This window comes from Streptomyces genisteinicus (assembly GCF_014489615.1).
GTDB classification, from domain to species: domain Bacteria; phylum Actinomycetota; class Actinomycetes; order Streptomycetales; family Streptomycetaceae; genus Streptomyces; species Streptomyces genisteinicus.
On record NZ_CP060826.1, the window covers coordinates 85,109 to 101,998 of the forward strand.

Here is a 16,890-nt window from a genome sequence, read left to right on the forward strand (position 1 = left end):
GGACGGCCCTGCCGGAGCGGCGGCGGGATCCGGCCTGCTGCCGGGCGGAACGGCCGGAACGGGCTGCCGCGGCGGGAACAGCGGGCCGGGACGGGACGGTTGCACCGACCGGACGGCCGGCGCCGCACGGGCGGGGAACCCGGTGGACCGCGAGGGCGTCCGCCCCGAGGAACCGGGTGCCCCGGACCGGACCGGCGCGCGCCGGCCGACCGGCGCAACCACGACGTACGTGTCCCAGGAGGACTGCTTGATGAACGACCGGCCCCTGACTCTCATGGCCGTGCACGCCCACCCGGACGACGAGGCCACCGGGACCGGAGGGGTGCTCGCGCGGTATGCGGCGGAAGGCATCCGCACGGTCCTCGTGACCTGTACCGACGGCGGCTGCGGCGACGGGCCGGGCGGCGTCAAGCCCGGCGACCCCGGGCACGACCCGGCGGCCGTCGCCCTGATGCGCCGTCAGGAGCTCGCGGCCAGCCGTGACGTCCTGAAGATCAGCGATCTGGAGACGCTGGACTACGCCGACTCCGGGATGATGGGCTGGCCCAGCAACGACGCCCCGGGGTCGTTCTGGCGGACACCCGTGGCGGAGGGCGCGGCCCGGCTCGCGGAGCTCATGCTGCACTACCGGCCCGACGTGGTCGTCACCTACGACGAGAACGGCTTCTACGGCCACCCCGACCACATCCAGGCCCACCGCATCACCATGGCGGCCCTGGAGACGACCGGGCTGACGCCCAAGGTGTACTGGACCACGATGCCCCGCTCGGGGGTGCGGCGGTTCGGCGAGCTCATGCGCGAGTTCCATCCGGACATGCCGGAGCCGGACCCCGCGGAGGCGGCCGCGATGGCCGAGATCGGGCTGCCGGACGACGAGATCACCACCTGGGTGGACACCACCGCGTTCAGCGGGCAGAAGTTCGACGCGCTCGCCGCGCACGCCAGTCAGGGCGAGAACATCGTGTTCCTCAAGATGGGGCGGGAGAGGTTCGGCGAACTGATGGGCGTGGAGACGTTCCTCCGCGTCCAGGACACCACCGGCGCGGCCGTCCCCGAGAACGACCTCTTCGCCGGTCTGCGCTGACCCGCCGTCCGGAGCGGGCCCCGGTTCGGACCGGGCCCGGTCCGGACCGGCCCCGGCGGTCCACCGGCAGGTTGCACGAACAGCGCCGCCGTTGCTTGCCGCGGTTGCGCAGAGACGGGTCCCGTCGTGTGCTCCAGGATCAGCGAGCAGACAAGGCGTGGGCCGGGTGGAGCATCCGGCCCACCGCGACGACGTCGGGAGTCCGCTGTGCTCTGGAGAAAACTGCTCGTGCCCCTGGCCTCGCTCCTCCTGCTGACGGCTGCCGCCGGAGCGGGAGCGGCGGCGCCCGCCGCTTCCGCCGGCGCAGGCGCCGCGACGGCCCGGGCAGCGGCCCCGGCCCCTGCGACGGCCTCCGCCACTGCCACTGCCGCTGCCGCTGCCGCTGCCGACTACGGTGCCCCCGGCCCCTACGCGACCGCGGTGGAGGTCGGGGCGGTGACCACCCTGTACTACCCGCGCGACATCGCGAGCAGCGACCGCCGCCACCCGGTCATCGTGTGGGGGAACGGCACCTTCGCCTTCCCGGTCGTCTACCGCGACCTGCTGCTCCACTGGGCCAGCCACGGCTTCGTCGTCGCCGCCGCCAACACCCCGCAGTCCAACCCTGGCATTTCCATGCGCGCCGGGATCGACCTGCTCAGCCGACGTGACGCCGACCCCGGCAGCCCCTTCCACGACGCCGTCGACCTGGAGCACATCGGCGCGTCCGGTCACTCGCAGGGCGGCGCCGCGGCCATCGTCGTCGGTGCCGATCCGCGTATCGACACCGTCCTGCCCATCCAGCCCGGGCCGCTCGCCGACATCGACGGCGTGGACGTGCCCGCGTTCCTCATGGCCGGGCAGCGGGACAGCATCGTCCTCCCCTTCCTGGTCAGGGCGTTCTACGACGACGCCGACCACATTCCGGCCGTCTACGGCGAGCTGCGGGGAGCCGACCACTTCACGGTGGTCGGCGCTCCCGGCCCCTTCGCCGCGCCCACCACCGCCTGGTTCAGGGCGCATCTGATGGGCGACGGGGCGGCGCGTGCGCAGTTCCTCGGCCCCGGGTGCGGGATCTGCGCCGACGGCGGCACCTGGTCCGACGTCCGCCGCAACGCCCTCGCGAGCCGGTGACCGGCGCCCCGAGATCCCGTACGCCCCGACCGCCGGCGTCCCCGGCCCGCCCCGCCGCTCCCGCGGCCGGCGGCGGACGGGCGGCCGGCCCCCGTCCGCACCGGAAGGACCCGCCCATGGACCCCGTCGCGACCACCCGGCAGGGCACGGTCCGAGGCCGTTCCCGCGACGGGATCGCCGTCTTCCTCGGCATCCCCTACGCCGCACCGCCGTTCGGCCCGCGCCGCTTCCGCGCCCCCGCCCCGGCCGAACCCTGGGACGGTGTGCGGGACGCCCTGGAGTACGGGCCGACCGCCCCCAAACGCCCCTACCGTCCGCCCCTCGACCGGCTGATACCCGACCCGTCCGTCCCCGGGGACGGCTGCCTCAACCTCAACGTCTGGACCCCGGCGCCGGACAAGGGCCGGCGGCCCGTCATGGTGTGGATCCACGGCGGTTCCCTGCGCAACGGCTCGGCGAACGTGCCGCTCTACGACGGAGGCGCCTTCGCCCGCGACGGGGTGGTCCTCGTGTCCGTCAACTACCGTCTCGGCGTCGAGGGGTTCGGAGTCTTCCCCGACGCCCCCTGCAACCGGGGGCTGCTCGACCAGATCGCGGCGCTGACCTGGGTCCGCGACAACATCGCCGCCTTCGGCGGGGATCCGGCCAACGTCACCGTGTGCGGGGAGTCCGCCGGGGCGATCAGCGTCGCCGCCCTCATGACCAGCCCCCGCGCGGCCGGGCTCTTCCACCGCGCGATCCTGCAGAGCGGACCGCCGCACACGGTGTCCCGCCGCGAAGGGGCGCGGACCGTACGGGCGATGGCGAAAAGGCTGCGGATCCCGGCCACCGCCGAGAGGTTCGCGGCGGTGGACCGGGAGCTGCTGCTGGACGCCCAGGCCGCCGCCGTCGGCGGGTCCGACCCCATCGGCGGCGGTCCGGGCTTCCACATCGTGGCCGACGGCGACACGGTGCCCGCCGCCCCGCCGCTGCCCGAGGCCGATCTGCTGCTGGGCTGCAACCGGGAGGAGTACCGGCTGTGGTTCGTACCCGGCGGGACGGTGGACCGGATCGGCCGCCTCACGCTGCGGCTGGCGCTGCTGAAGTTCCGTGTCCCGCAGCGGGTGGCCCGCCTGTACCGGGCCGCCCGGCCGGGCGCCGCCCCCGGCGAGATCCTGGGAGAGATGGCCACGGACCTGCTGCTCCGGGGACCGCTCAACCGCCTCGCCGACGCCCGGCCCGCCCGTACCTTCGTCTACGAGTTCCGCTGGCGCTCGCCCGTGCTGGGGCTCGGCGCGTGCCACGCGCTGGAGCTCGGCTTCGTCTTCGACACCCTGCGCGCCGCCGGGGACCTGACCGGGCCCGATGCCCCGCAGCCCCTGGCCGACGCCATGCACCGGGCCTGGGTCGCCTTCGCCACGACCGGGCGGCCCGGCTGGTCGCCCTGGAGCGCGGAGCGGCCCGTCATGGTCTTCGACCACCCCGGGGGCGGCCAGGTCCTCGCCCCGAGGGACGAGGAACTCCGCGCCTGGCTCTGACGGAGGGCCCCCGGTGCGCGGCCGGCCACCGGGCTGCCGGGCCGCCGGGCTGTCGTCGAGGCGGTGCCGTCACTCTCGTTCAGCGGTGTCCTTCACGCGCTGTCGCCGCGGAGGGAGTCCAGGGCGGCGACCTCGTCCGCGGAGAGACGCAGCGCGCCGGCGGCCACGTTCTGGGCGAGGTGGCCGGGGTCGCCGGTGCCGGGGATGGCCAGGACGTGCCGGCCGCGGTGCAGCGTCCATGCCAGCCGGAGCTGGGCGGTGCTCACCCCGTGGGCGCGGGCGATCGTGCGCACCGTCCCGCCGTCCTCGCCGCTCGCGCCGGATTCGCGTCCGCTGCCGGCGATCGAGTAGAACGGCACGAACGCGACGCCCTGTTCCCCGCAGACGCGCAGCATCTCCTCCTGCTCGGGTGACGCGCCGATGCCGTACATGTTCTGGACGCAGACCACGGGTGCGATGGCCTGGGCCTCGGCGAGGTGGTGCGAGCGCACGTTGGACAGGCCCAGGTGCCGGACGAGTCCGGCGTCGCGCAGTTCGGCGAGCGCGCCGAAGCGGTCGGCGATCGAGTCGGTGCCGACGATGCGCAGGTTCACGACGTCGAGATGGTCGCGGCCGAGCCGGCGCAGGTTCTCCTCGACCTGGCCGCGCAGCTGCCGCGGGCCGGCGTGCGGCAGCCAGGCGCCCGAGGGGTCCCGGCCGGGGCCGACCTTGGTGGCGATGACGAGGTCGTCCGGGTAGGGCGCGAGGGCACGGCTGATCAGCTCGTTGGCGCAGCGCAGCGGCGAGAAGTAGAACGCGGCGGTGTCGATGTGGTTCACGCCGAGCTCGACGGCCCGGCGCAGCACGGCGATTGCCTGGCCGCGGTCGCGCGGGACGGCGTCGGGCGCGAACGCCTCGCCGTGCTGGGGCAGGCGCATCGCGCCGAAGCCGATCCGGTGCACGGGGCGGTCCCCGAGCTCCCAGGTGCCCGACGCCGCCGCGGTGATCGTCTGTGAGGTCATGGCGGGATGATCGCCGCACCCGGGCCCGGCAGGCTATTGATTAGGGCATGAGTGAATCCGCCGCAGGGCGGCCGGCGTGGCGGACGGGTCCTCGGAGGGGTCCGCGGAGGGGTGGCGGGCGTGGCGGAACTGGCGTTCTCGGCGCATGATCTGGCGCAGGTGCGGTTCGCCGTCTCACCGATGTGGGAGGTCGCCCCCGGCTTCCGGCTGCTGACGTCGGGCTCCGCGCACCCGGTGCACGGCCCCTGGATCGCGCAGGTGCGGCCGCGTGTGCTGGCCGCCGGCCTGGACCGGGGATGGCTCGCCGAGCTGATCGGCCCCTGCGGCTACGTGCCCGACTTCCTCACCCCGGCCCCGGCGGGGCCGGCTCCCGGCCCCGCGGCGGAGCGGGACGCGATCGCGGCCACGCCCGCCGCCCGGGTGCGCCGGGACCTCGACCACCTCGCCGCCCACCAGGGGCACCTCGGCCCGCGTCTGACGGCCCTGCACGCCGACCCGGCGGCGCGGCTGCCGAGGCTCGTCGAGGAGATCGAGGCGTACTGGGAGCTGGCGCTCGCCCCGTACTGGGCCCGGATCAGGGCCGTGCTGGACGCCGACGTCCTCCACCGGGCCCGTACGGCGGCCGAGCACGGCACCGGTCACCTCTTCGACTCCCTGCACACGTCGGTGAGGTGGGACGCCGACACGCTCCGGCTGGTCCGCCGGAAGCGCGACATGCCCCGCCGGTCCGCGGGCACGGGCCTGCTGCTGATCCCGTCGGTGTTCACCGGCCCCGGTCCGCGCACCCAGGTACGGCCGCCGGAACCGCCGCAACTCGCCTATCCGGCACGGGGCACCGGGGCCCTGTGGGAGAGGCGGCCGGCCGCGGGAGCGGGCGCCCTCGCCCCGGTCCTGGGCCGCTCCCGCACCCTGCTGCTGATCGAGCTGGAGGCCCCGGCCTCCACCACCGGGCTGGCCCGCCGCACCGGCCTCTCCCCGGCCGCCGTGTCGCAGTGCCTCACCGCGCTGCGCGGCGCGGGTCTGGTCAGCGCCCACCGGTCCGGCCGCTGTGTGCTCTACGCCCGCACCGCGGCCGCCGAGACCCTCCTCGGCGCAGCGGCCGGCTGAGGCCTGCGACGGTCCCGGCGTGCCTCACGGGGCCGGCCGCCGGGGCGGGGGCTCCGGGCCGGCGAGGTCCCGGGCGACGAGGGCCGCCTGGAGCAGCCGCGCCTGCGCGGGGACGGCGAGGTCGAGGCCCGTGAGCGCGGTCACCCGCTGCAGCCGGTAGTCCAGGGTGTTGCGGTGGACGCACAGTTCGAGGGCCGTCCGGCGGCGGTTGAGCCCCCGCTCCACGAGCACGCGCAGCGTCTCCAGCAGGTACGGATGGTCCTCCAGGGGGTCGAGTTTGGCGGCCAGCAGCGCCAGACCGTCCCCGGGGCGCGCGAGCTGGTGCTCCAGGAGCACGTCGTCGAGCCGGTAGCACCCGGGCGGGCGTCCCAGGCGCAGGACGAGGTCCAGCACGCGGCCGGCCTCCTGTGCGGCGGCGGGCACGGCCGACGGCTCGGGGGCGGGGGCGGCGGCGGCACGCACCGGCTGCCCCACGTCCGTCTCCAGCCGGGCCACCAGGCCGGGCAGGTCGGCCCCGGCCGGCAGCAGGGCGATCCGGGCGACGTGGTCCAGCAGCACGGGGGTCCCGGTGAACGCGTCGAGCGAGGACTGCACCAGTCTGCCCGGCGGTTCACCGCCGTACGCGAGGGCGACCACCTCGTGCCCGCCCGTGACGGCCACCCGGGCCAGGTCCGCGAGCTCCTCGTACGGCTGTCCGGCCAGCAGGGCGCCGAGCAGGGCCCGCCGCACCCGCCCGTCCTCGCCGTGGAGTTGTTCCCGGGCATCGCGGTGGGCGTTCCCGTGGGCGAGGACGACGGCGGGCAGGGCGGCGTGCAGGCAGGCGAGCAGCGAGCCGCCCGCGTCGCCCAGTTCACCGGGCTCGGCCACCTCGGTCAGCGTCTGCCACCACACCTCGGCGCCGATCAGGTACGCGGCGACCACCGCTTCCAGCGGGACGCGTTCCTCGGCCCGGCGCGCCGACCACTCGACGAGCCGGGTCAGGTCGCCCGGTCTGACGGGGCCGGTCGCGCCGCCGTCGCGCAGGGCCCTGAGCAGCAGGGCGTGCACCGCGGCGACGGACCGCGCCACCTCGCCCCGGAGTGTGGTGCGGGGCAGCGCCGCGTAGAAGGGGGCCTCCGCGGCGCAGCGCGCGACCACGGCGGCCGTGAAGTCGCCGGCCCGGGCGGCCATCCGGGCGTGCAGGTCCGACATCGGCGCATCGTCACACCGCCCCGGCCGCGCCGTCAACGCGGGCCGCGGGCCGGGCGGGTGGGCGCCCGCTCCCACGGGTGCGGCCGGGTCCCCGGCCGGACGGCGGGGAACCGGTGCGGCGGCTCGGCAGGGGTGACAGGAGTCGAACCTGCGACATCCGGTTTTGGAGACCGGCGCTCTGACCAGCTGAGCTACACCCCTTCGGTGTGCCAGGAGCTTCCCACTCCGGCGGCGGGCGACGCCACCCGATATCGCGTGCGGCCCGGGGCGGTCCGCGGACGGCGCGCGAGCGGACCGCCCGGCGGGCGGCGCGCGGGCGGACGTGCCGGCCGCCGGGTGGGGGCGGGTCAGCCGATGCCGGAGGTCCGGCTCCACAGGTCCGCGAGGGCCCGGTCTCCGGCGACGGTCGCCGCGTCGAGCGGCAGCCGGTTCCACAGCAGGAGGTACAGGGTCTGCGCCGGGCCGCCGAGCTCGCAGTCGGCCGGGCCGTCCGCGGAGCGTTCGGTGCGCGGCGGCGTGTCACGGGCGAGATGTACGGTCCACACCGCGTCGGTGTCGGTGGGGCGCAGGCGCAGGGTGCGGGGATGCTCGGTGCGGACGCGGCTCCTCGGGCGTGCGTGGAATCCGGTGAGCAGTTCGTCGATGCCGTCCGCCGCGAACGCCGCGTCCACGGAGGAGAGTCCGCCGTCCCGCGCGGACTCGGCGTCGGCCCGGTGCACGGCCGTCTCGTGCGCCTGCCGCCGTGCCCAGAACGCCAGCGGCGTGGAAGGACCGGGCAGGAAGGTCCAGCAGTCCAGGGCGGGACCGGCCGCTTCCAGTGTCCGCAGCAGGGCGTCGTGGCCGTCGCGGTACCAGGGCAGCAGACCGGCGCCCGCCGGAGCCGTGGGCATCGGGTCCTCCCGGACCGGTCCGGGCAGGGAACCGGCGACGATGCGGGTCGCCCAGCGGTGGACGGTGCCCGTGTGCCGGACCAGGTCTCCCGTCGTCCATCCGGGGCAGGTCGGGACGGAGGTGTGCTCCCCGGCGCGTTCGGCGGCGTGCGCGAGCAGTTCGCCCTCGCGGCGCAGGGCGTCGATGTGATCGGTGGTACGCATGCGCGGAGTCTGCACCGCGGGTGCGGGAGGCGTCACGTGCGTTCCCGGTGTGAGGGTGCTGCCCGGGGCGCCGCTGTCGCGGGGGTGCCCCGGGGGGGCCGGCGCGGTCCGGCGTTGACTTGTCCCAAGCTTTGACGCACCCTGTTAAGTCAAGACATGAGACAAGGGGCAGGAATGGCAACCTCACCGGCGACCTCACCTCCGGCGGGCGGGCGGCCGGCGCGTCCGGCCGATCTCGAGCGAGCCCGCCTCTGGCTGGCCGGGCACGGCCTGCCGGGCGACGCGACGGCGCTGCTGGCGCGGCGCCTGGCCGTCCGTCAGAACACCCGCCTGGCCGGGCATCTCCTGCCGGCCGCGCTGATCGTCGCGGTCGCCCTCGTCCACAGTGCCAACCGTCCCGGTGACGGCACGTCCGGCACGTCCGGCGGGGACGGGGCGTACGGGGCGTACGGGTACGGGTCGCTGCTGCTGCTGACGGCGCTGGTGTCCGCCGTCGTCCTGGCCCAGGCGCTGCTGGACCGGCGGGTGCGGCAGGTCGACCGGCGGGCCGGCGCGGCGCTGACGCGCCGGGCGGCTCATGCCGTGCGGCCCGGCTGGCGCACCGTGCTCGGTGCGCCTCGTGCCGCCCTCGCGGCCGCCACCTTCGCCGTGGCGATCGGGCTGGCCGTCGGCGCCCTGACGGTGCGGGAGCCGGATGTCCGGTACGGGGCGGCCGTCCTGCTCGTCGCGCTGTGCGCGGTGGCGGCGATGACGGCGCTTCAGCTCCGCCACGTCCTGACGCACCCGACCGTCGCCGACGACGAGGCCGCGCTGACCGCGGATCTCACCCTGCGGGTGGAGGACGCGCGGGCGGTCTCGGCGCCCACCCTGGTGTGGTGCCTGCCGTGGTACCTGCCCGCCGTGTCCGAGGACTCCGCGCTCGGCTGGTGGACCGCCGCCTGGCTCGCCCTCGTGGCCGGCGGTGCCGTCGCGCTCGTCTCGATCACCGTCGCGGACTGGCGGAGGAGGCGGCCCGGCGCGGTGCACGGGGGCCGGCGGGTGCATCCGTGATCGTGATCGACGCGGCCTCCGCCGTCCCCCCGTTCGAACAGCTCCGCGCCCAGCTCGCCCGGATGATCCAGGACGGCACGCTCGCCGTGGGCGCCCGGCTCCCCACCATCCGCCGCCTGGCCGCGGACCTCGGGCTGGCCGCCAACACCGTCGGCCGCGCATACCGGGAGCTGGAGGAGGCCGGGCTGATCGAGACCCGCCGGGCGGCCGGCTCCTACGTGTCCGCGGCGGGCGGGAGCGGACGTGAGGAGGCGCGTCGTGCCGCCGGCGAGTACGCCGCGCTCGTCGCCCGCGCCGGCATCGGTCACGACGAGGCGCTGCGCATCGTCCGGGCGGCGCTGAACCGCGATGCCGCGCCGCCGTCCCTGACGGAAGCCCGCGGTGCCGCGCCGAAGCCCCCGGCGGAGGGAGGCGGCGCCCCGCCGGACGCCCGCGCGGCGGTCCCTGCCGGCGAACGGGAGGGCGACACCCGTCCGCAGCGGGTGACCGGTCCCCCGCGCCGCCGGTGAGGTGCCCGCGGGGCGGGCGCGTGGACGCGGGGCGGACGCCTGCCCGTGCGGCGGGTGCATGGACGCGGGGCGGACGCGTGGACGCGGGCACATGGCGGCGTCCCGTCCGGACCGGGCGCAGGCGTCCACACCGCCGGTGAAGTGCCCGCGGGGCGAATGCGTGGACGCGGGACGGACGCCTGCCGTGGGGCGGACGCGTGGACCGGGCGCACGCGCGTCCCGGGGCTCTCGTCCGCTCAGCCGCGGCGGACTGCCGGGCGAGAGCGCAGGGGCGCGCTCACTCCTCGGGGTCCTCGGGGTCCTGGAGGTCCGGGGAGTCCGTGAGAAGGCCGGCCGCCAGGTCGTCGGCCCACTCCAGGGCCCAGGTGCGCAGTGCGGTGATCGTGTCCTGGCCCAGGCCGTAGGCGGCGAACGCCTCGTCGTCCGTCCACTCGGCTCCGGCGAGGTTCGCCTGGAGGTCTTCGCGCTCGAACCGGCCGCGGGCGTGGCGGCGGCCGAATTCCTCCAGATCGGCGGTGGTCCACCGGCGCGAGGCCGCGAACACGTCGATCAGGTCGCGGGGCGCGCCGCGGTCGGCGAGGGCGCGGACCTTGGTCCCGATCACGTCCTCCTCCGCGAGGACGGGCCCGTACGGGCTCCGGGCGACCGGCCGCCAGAAGTTCTCCTTGAGGACGTCGACCTCGCACTCCTGCCCGGTGGCCGGGTCGGCCACCGTGAAGCGGGCGGACAGCGGGGCGGTCTCCAGTGTGCGGACCTCCCAGCCGCGGGCCCGGAGGCCGGCGGCGAGGGCGGCCGCGATGTCGGCCATCGGCGCGGGGTTCTCGGTGGCGACGTCGAGGTCCTGGCTGGGCCGGCTCACCAGGCGGTGCGCCCGGACGGCATAGCCGCCCGTGAGGACCAGTGGGTACGGGGCGCCGAGGGCGAGCACGTCCGCCAGGAGCCGCGCGTGCAGCTCCGGCATGTCCGTCACGCGGCTGCCCGGGTGCGGGAGGCGAGCTGGGGGAAGGCGTCCTCCCACACGGTGCGCACGGTGCGCCCGACGAGGGTGCGCAGGACCGGCCAGAGCAGGAGGAGCAGGTCCCGGTCGAGGTAGCGGGGCAGGTCCTCGCGCAGCCCCTCGTGCAGGACGGTGCGGTACAGGCCCATGCGCTGGCGCGGCTTGCCCAGGTCGTACGAGGTCATGCCGGACCAGGCCATGTGGAGCGGCAGCTCGACGACGCCCTGGGTCGGGCCGTGCAGCGCGTCCAGCGAACGGGGCAGACGGCTGCGGAACTTCTCCCGGTACAGCGCGAGGTCTTCGGCGTCCGCGTCCGACAGCCCCGGCGCGGGTGCGGGGTCGTGTGGGGTCGGGGGCATGCACCCATTATGGCGGCCGGCGGCCCCGGGCGACCGCCGGGACGGGCACGGGGCGGGGGCGGCTTCGAGGACGGGGGCGGGTACCGGGGGGCGGGGCGGGGCCGGTGCCCCGGGACTCGGCAGCCGCTGGAGAAACGGTCCGGACGGTCTGGACGAGAGGGGCGGCGCGGGACGTGAACGCGCCCCGGCGCCCGGCCCCTGCGCACGCGCCGTCGGCACGGCGCGTATCGGCCCGCGCGCGCCCGCCCTCGTTTCAGCCATGGATAGAAGCCGGTATGTGCGCTTTTCAGCCTCGGTTTCCCTTCACGGCGTGCACGCAGGGTGGGGATTCGGCCACGCCGCCGGCAGTGACGGCGCCTCGCCGGGGCGCGACTGAGTCTGTTGCGTCCCGCGAGAAGCACATGCAACGCTGACCGAGGTTTGACTTCGACATTGCTTCGTATTTGAGAACTTTTGCCAGTTCCGAAGGTCCGCGTCAGCGGCATGGAGTCACCCCCGCCGAGTGTTCGTGCGGTGACAGGCGGGCACGTCCGGCGGCGCGTACGGGGAGCAGCGCCGGCCAGCACCACTGCTGGTCCGGCACCGCAGACGGGGAGGCAGGACCAGTGGTGCTGATCGAGAGAGACGAGCAACTCGCGCGACTCCGCCGGGATCTGCAGTCCTGTGAGAAGCACAGGCAGGGGCATGTGGCCCTGGTGACGGGCCCGGTGGGCAGTGGCAAGACACATCTGCTGGACGGGTTCGGCACCTGGGCGGCCGGCACCGGTGCGCAGGTGCTGACGGCCGCCGGATCGCGTGCCGAACAGGGCCTGCCCTTCGGGGTGCTCGGGCAGCTCCTCCACGGCGCACGGCTTGCCGGGAGCGACACGGCACGGGTCGAGGAGCTGATGCGCGAGGCCGCCGTGGCCATTCCGGCGGCCGAGGCCAGGTGGGCGGCGGCGGACGAGCTCCCCGCCGAAGGGCCCATGTGGCCACCGCTGTTGCGCGAGGTGTTCGCGGCCCTGCTCGACCTGGTCGACCGCGGGCCGGTCGTCCTCGTGGTGGACGACCTCCACCATGCGGACGCGACGTCGCTGCACTGCCTGCTGTACGTGACCCGGCGGCTGCACCACGCCCCGATCATGGTGCTGCTCTCCGAGTCGGTGACGCTGAGCCCGGCGAACCCGCTGTTCCACGCGGAGTTGCGCAGCCGGCCGCGGCTGTCCCAGCTCGCGCTGCCCCCGCTGGCCGTGGCGGCCGTCGCGCGGCGCCTGCACGAGCTCGGGGGTGGGAGCGGAACGGCTCCGAGCGGTGAGGTGGTGCAGGAGGCCCGGCGGCTGGTGCACACGACCGGTGGCAGTCCGCTGCTCGTCCAGGCGCTGGTGGGCGAGGGGGCCCGCCGCGGCGGCGAGGACGGCGCGAGCGCCTCCGTGCCGCGCGCCCAGGACGCGTTCGGCCGGGCCGTGCTCCACAGTCTGTACCGTCACGAGCCGGAGGCCAGGAGCGTCGCGCGGGCGCTGGCGGTGCTCGACCGGCCGGCCTCGCAGGAGCTGCTGGGCCAGGTCCTCGGCGTGCTGCCGGACTCCGTCGCGTCGGCGCTGCGGGTCCTGCAGAGTTCGGGACTGGTCGACACCGACCGGCTGCGGCACCCGCGCATCCTTCAGGCGGTGCTGTCCGACACGCCTGCCGAGACGCGGCAGCGGCTGCACGAGCGGGCGGCGCGCACCCTGCACGAGTACGGCGCCGAACCGGGCGTGGTCGCCGGGCACCTGGTCGCCTCCGGGGGGACCGGGGAGGAGTGGGCGGCGCCCGTCCTCCAGGACGCCGCCGAGCAGGCGCTGTCCGCGGGCCGGCCGGATCTGACGGTGGCCTACCTGCGGCTGGGCTGCGGCGCCGGAACGGACGAGGAGCGGCGCGAGGCCCTGACGACGATGCTGGTCAGCGCGCGCTGGCAGGTGAATCCGCTGGCGGCCGCCGGTGATCTCGACCGGCTGGTCCGGTCGGCGCGCACCGGTGGGGACCCGGCGTCGCCGGCCGTCGCCGCGGTGCCGTACCTGCTGTGGCAGGGGCGGGCCGAGGAGGCCGCCGCGGCGGTCGCCGCCGGTCCGCAGGCCGGTGCCGCCGGGGCGGCCGGCGCGGCCGGTGCCGCCGGTGCCGCCGGTGCCGCCGGGGTGAAGGCAGCGGGGGCCGTCCGGGCGAGGGTCAACGGCACGGTCGGCGCCGTCGGAGCCGCGGGAGCGGTCGGCGCAGTCGGAGCGGTCGGCGCGAGGGCCGTCGGCGCCGGGGGTCCCGAGGCGGCCGGCCCCGGGGCGGACGACCGGGGCGCGGGGACCGGCGCGGACGGGCGGCTCCAGGCGATGCGGCTGCTGGTCGCCCTCTCCCACCCCGACTTCCTGATGCCGGTGCGCACGTCGCAGAGCCTGTGGAGCCGGGCGGCCACGGCGCCCCACTCGGTCAGCCCGCTGCTGCAGTCCGTCTCCGTGCTGTGCGCCGCCCTCCACCCGACGGACGAGGTGGACAGCACGGCCGCCGCGGAGCAGTTCCTCCAGCGGCACCAGCTGGACCGGGGCAACCGCGGCCTGCTCGTCGCCCCCCTGCTGGCGCTGCTGTACGCGGGGCGCGCCGACCGGGTCGTGGCCTGGAGCGGCACGCTGCTCGGCCGGCCCGAGGTCAGCCACACCCCTGCGTGGCGGGGTGTCGTGCGGGCGATCCGCGCGGAGGCCGCGCTGCGTCTGGGCGACCTGGCCGAGGCCGAGAAGGGTGCCCGCGCCGCGCTGGAGGACCTGCCCGCGCCCGCGTGGGGCGTGGCCGTCGGCGGGCCGCTGGGCACACTGATCGCCTGTGCGACGGAGGCCGGCAGACACGCCGAGGCCGACCGTCTGCTCGCCGAGCCGGTGCCCCCGGGCATGTTCCGTACTCCGGTGGGCGCGCACTACCTGATCGCCCGCGGCTCCTACCACCTGGCCATGGGCCGGTACCAGGCGGCCTCGTCGGACTTCCAGCGCTGCGGCGCGATGATGCGCGGCTGGAAGATGGAGGCCGCCGGGCTGGTGCCGTGGCGGCTGGAGCTGGCTCGCGTACAGATCTCGCTCGGCAACCGCACGCACGCCGCGCAGCTGCTCCGGGAGCAGCTGCACGTGCCGCACGGACTCGACGAGCGGACCCGGGGGCGGGCGCTGCACCTGCTCGCCACCACCGCCGCGCCGGACCACCGGCGCAAGCTGCTCGCGAAGGCGGTCGAGCTCTTCCAGTCCTGCGGTGACCGGCGCGGGCTCGCCCGGGCGCTGGCCGACACGGACAAGGTGCTGCGGCAGTCCGGGGAGCCGGGGCGCACCCGTCACTTCCTGTTCCCCGCCGACGACGCGGCCCAGGGCCCGGAAGCGGCCCCCTGGGCACGTCAGACGCCGGAGTGGCAGGACCGGCCCGGCAAGCCGCAGGCCGCCGCGGAGGGCGCGGACCGGGACGACGTGCTGAGCGAGGCCGAACTGCGGGTGGCCGTCCTGGCCGCACGGGGGCAGACGAACCGGCAGATCTCCGACGCGCTGTTCATCACGGTGAGCACCGTGGAGCAGCATCTGACCCGGACCTACCGGAAGCTGAACGTACGGCAGCGCACCGATCTGCCGAGCTGGCTGCTGGCGGCGGACGGCCATCAGCCGAGGAAGGTGCAGGACAAGGTGAGTTGAGCGCGGGTGCGGCGCCGAGGCCCTGGTGACGTCGCGCACGGGAGCTCACCCGCCGACTGCGGAACCGCGGTCGGCAGCCGGCCGGCTCGTCGGCCGGTCGGATCGTCAACCGGTCGGATCGTCGGCCGTCCCGGGGCAGTGAGAGCCACGCCTGCTCCCCGACCCGCCGGCGACCGGATCGGGTTGCCTGAGCGGCAGAGGGGTAGCGATCTCGCCGGGTGGGGAGAGAAGCGTCGGGAGTGGAGTATCCCCACAAGGTGCATGTTCGTCATCACGGCGGCGTTCAGAGGCTGCTCGGGCATGCGGGCCGGTTCCGTCGGCCGGGAGAGAGCCCCATGACTCTGTCATGGCCTCGGAGGCTCTCATGCTCGACTTCCTGCTCGTCGCCGCCTTGGGTGTCTGGCTGCTGATCGCCCTTCTGCTGTTCGGAATCGTCATCGCTCCGGCGGTGTGGTCCAGGCGTCCTGCCCGTCGTGCGCAGGCGCTGCGTGTGATGCGGGAACTCCGGCACTGGCTGCCCCGGCTGCTCCCCGGCCTGCCCGGTCGGTTCCGGCGGCGATGACGTCGTAACGCCCGCTGCTCGTGCTGTTCCAAGGGCGCTGTGACGGGCGGCTGCTCGGTGCACAGCCCGTCGTCCGACTCGCCGCAGGCGCCGGGCCTCCGATGTCCCTGGACTTCCGGTGGACGGGCCGAAGCTGGGGTGGAGCCGGGCCCGGGCGTCCTGGTGGCGGCGACCGCACCGGCCGGCCTGCGCGGCACGCGGGCGTGGGCCTGCTACGCGGTGGCGTCGTTCACCGCGGCGGCGGTCGTAGCCGTCGTGCGGGCACAGCGCCCGGCGGGGGCCTCGGTGTCCTGTGCAGTGAGACTTTGCACATTCCAACTTCACCTTGCATCTGATGCTGCACATTCCAACTGGATCTTGCATACGGCTGCGGCTTCCGTCGTGCGCAGGGTTGATGTCAGCGGGATGCGCAGGGTTATGACAACGGGGTCGCGGAGTCCGTGTCAGTGGTGCGCCGACTCGGGAAGCATGCGGGGCCGTAGAGCACGTGGTTGGGGAAGCGGTCAATGACGCCGGGAAGGGGCGATTCATGCAGCCGACGGTGGCGTCGTCCTGGTCGGGCCGAACCACGCCGCGCTGGGGTGTGGCGGTCTATCCGTCGGGCGGGATACGGCGCAGGACGAGCGCGCCGCCCGGCCGTCGCCTCACAGGGGATCCGCGCCTAGCGTTCTTCCCTGCTCTGTGAGTTCAAAGTTCGGCAGGCCCGGCACGAAGGTAAGGCAGTTCGGCTTGACCGATCGGGCGATGAGTTGCCGCGCTGACAAGTAGCCGATCACCTGCCCCAGCAGGTCCGAGTCCTCGCCCAGCCAGTCCCTGATGATGCCGTCGTAGATCTGAGGCGCTCCCCGCTGCGTACAGGAGTGCAGCAGGCGGAAGACCTTGCGGATTGCGGACCGAAGCCGAGGATCTCCCGTCTCGTTGGAGGCGGCGCCGTGGGAGCCGCCCTGTGTCGGCTCCTTGGCCTGCACTCGCCGAGCATGTGAGCCCACAGGCTGCGCCTTCTCGACTAGATCGCTCCAGTACTGCCGGTTCGGTTCCTGCTCACCAGCCCATTTGCTCCAGAGACATACGAGCGCCCACACCACGTCGGCATCACGCGGGACACGAGCCTTCTCTGGGGCTTCCGGCACCCAGTCACTGATGGCCTGCCCCCGGAATCTCTCGATCGAATAGGGATCAGCACGTAGTGCCCTCACCACCGCCTCCTGCGAGTAGCCCTGACGGACAGCTCGCCTGGCCTCGTCGGCCCGCTTTTTGAGAGCGTGCAGTTCGCTGTACAACCTGTGGGCGTCCGCTGCGGTGATGACTTCCTCCCCCATACTCCAGCTCCTCCAGCGCCCGCCTCGGGCACATGCGGGCAAGGCTGTGACCAGGAGCTTAGGACGAATCTGCCCGCCTTACCCGCCTTTTCGGACACCACGCGTGCTCGGCTTGCACAGTCGTCCTATTCGACCGCCGGGGTCGAAGAGAGGGAGGTAGTTGAGATGCATGTGGACGCAGTGGTGATCGGCGCGGTGCTCACCGGCGCCGCGATGTTGGGGGCGGCAATGGTGACGGCGACGGCGGCGATCGTGGCGGCGGTGATCTCGCGCCGCGGTCGTGGCGGTGGCCAGTCTGCTGATTCCTGAATTTCTGAGGGGA

14 protein-coding genes, 1 tRNA gene and 1 pseudogene are annotated in these 16,890 nt (G+C 75.1%); 9 read left to right on the forward strand and 7 right to left on the reverse strand.

What is annotated here, in order from left to right:
* The first annotated feature begins 250 nt into the window (after positions 1–250).
* The 3 genes from IAG43_RS32940 (at position 251) to IAG43_RS32950 (ending at position 3,714) form a co-directional block, all read left to right on the forward strand.
* Positions 251–1,084 (forward strand): PIG-L family deacetylase, encoded by an 834-nt coding sequence (locus IAG43_RS32940; protein WP_187744858.1) that lies wholly within the window; start codon positions 251–253, stop codon positions 1,082–1,084.
* A gap of 207 nt (positions 1,085–1,291) precedes the next feature.
* Positions 1,292–2,197, forward strand: a complete 906-nt coding sequence (locus tag IAG43_RS32945) for an alpha/beta hydrolase family protein (protein WP_246574830.1) — start codon at positions 1,292–1,294, stop codon at positions 2,195–2,197.
* 116 nt (positions 2,198–2,313) lie between these two features.
* Complete coding sequence (locus IAG43_RS32950) at positions 2,314–3,714, forward strand: carboxylesterase/lipase family protein (protein ID WP_187744859.1); 1,401 nt, start codon at positions 2,314–2,316, stop codon at positions 3,712–3,714.
* Positions 3,715–3,806: 92 nt separating this feature from the next.
* On the opposite strand, the gene IAG43_RS32955 is transcribed toward IAG43_RS32950, so the two are convergent.
* Positions 3,807–4,715, reverse strand: a complete 909-nt coding sequence (locus IAG43_RS32955) for an aldo/keto reductase (protein ID WP_187744860.1) — start codon at positions 4,713–4,715, stop codon at positions 3,807–3,809.
* Between the two features lie 180 nt (positions 4,716–4,895).
* On the opposite strand from IAG43_RS32955, the gene IAG43_RS32960 reads away from it, so the two are divergent.
* Positions 4,896–5,822 (forward strand): ArsR/SmtB family transcription factor, encoded by a 927-nt coding sequence (locus IAG43_RS32960; protein ID WP_187744974.1) that lies wholly within the window; start codon positions 4,896–4,898, stop codon positions 5,820–5,822.
* 24 nt (positions 5,823–5,846) lie between these two features.
* Here IAG43_RS32960 and IAG43_RS32965 read toward each other — a convergent pair whose 3' ends face one another.
* The 3 genes from IAG43_RS32965 to IAG43_RS32975 form a co-directional block, all read right to left on the reverse strand.
* Positions 5,847–7,013, reverse strand: coding sequence for a PucR family transcriptional regulator (locus tag IAG43_RS32965; protein ID WP_187744861.1), 1,167 nt, complete (start codon positions 7,011–7,013; stop codon positions 5,847–5,849).
* Between the two features lie 127 nt (positions 7,014–7,140).
* Positions 7,141–7,214: transfer RNA gene (locus IAG43_RS32970), tRNA-Trp, on the reverse strand.
* 146 nt (positions 7,215–7,360) lie between these two features.
* Entirely contained in the window at positions 7,361–8,107 is a 747-nt protein-coding gene (locus IAG43_RS32975; protein ID WP_187744862.1) for a maleylpyruvate isomerase family mycothiol-dependent enzyme, read from the reverse strand.
* Positions 8,108–8,281: 174 nt separating this feature from the next.
* On the opposite strand from IAG43_RS32975, the gene IAG43_RS32980 reads away from it, so the two are divergent.
* Positions 8,282–9,157, forward strand: a complete 876-nt coding sequence (locus IAG43_RS32980; RefSeq protein ID WP_187744863.1) for a hypothetical protein — start codon at positions 8,282–8,284, stop codon at positions 9,155–9,157.
* Positions 9,154–9,501, forward strand: a pseudogene (locus IAG43_RS32985) (GntR family transcriptional regulator); the annotation flags it as partial. The gene IAG43_RS32980 and the pseudogene IAG43_RS32985, both read left to right, overlap by 4 nt.
* 442 nt (positions 9,502–9,943) lie before the next feature.
* Here the strand turns inward: IAG43_RS32985 and IAG43_RS32990 are convergent.
* Positions 9,944–10,627, reverse strand: a complete 684-nt coding sequence (locus IAG43_RS32990) for a nucleotidyl transferase AbiEii/AbiGii toxin family protein (RefSeq protein WP_187744865.1) — start codon at positions 10,625–10,627, stop codon at positions 9,944–9,946.
* Between the two features lie 5 nt (positions 10,628–10,632).
* Positions 10,633–11,022: a hypothetical protein gene (locus IAG43_RS32995; RefSeq protein ID WP_187744866.1), complete on the reverse strand. Its 390-nt coding sequence runs from the start codon at positions 11,020–11,022 to the stop codon at positions 10,633–10,635.
* A gap of 608 nt (positions 11,023–11,630) precedes the next feature.
* Here IAG43_RS32995 and IAG43_RS33000 point away from each other — a divergent pair.
* Together IAG43_RS33000 and IAG43_RS33005 are read left to right on the forward strand one after the other, a co-directional pair.
* Positions 11,631–14,687, forward strand: a complete 3,057-nt coding sequence (locus IAG43_RS33000; protein WP_187744867.1) for a helix-turn-helix transcriptional regulator — start codon at positions 11,631–11,633, stop codon at positions 14,685–14,687.
* Between the two features lie 346 nt (positions 14,688–15,033).
* Positions 15,034–15,249 carry a hypothetical protein gene (locus IAG43_RS33005; RefSeq protein WP_246574831.1) on the forward strand — a complete coding sequence of 72 codons (216 nt, stop codon included), beginning with the start codon at positions 15,034–15,036 and terminating at the stop codon, positions 15,247–15,249.
* A 644-nt stretch (positions 15,250–15,893) separates the two neighbouring features.
* On the opposite strand, the gene IAG43_RS33010 is transcribed toward IAG43_RS33005, so the two are convergent.
* A complete protein-coding gene (locus tag IAG43_RS33010) occupies positions 15,894–16,568 on the reverse strand; it encodes a hypothetical protein (RefSeq protein WP_187744868.1) in 675 nt (224 codons plus the stop codon).
* Between the two features lie 165 nt (positions 16,569–16,733).
* Between IAG43_RS33010 and IAG43_RS33015 the strand changes: the two genes are divergently transcribed.
* A complete protein-coding gene (locus IAG43_RS33015) occupies positions 16,734–16,877 on the forward strand; it encodes a hypothetical protein (protein WP_187744869.1) in 144 nt (47 codons plus the stop codon).
* The last annotated feature ends 13 nt before the right edge of the window (positions 16,878–16,890 follow it).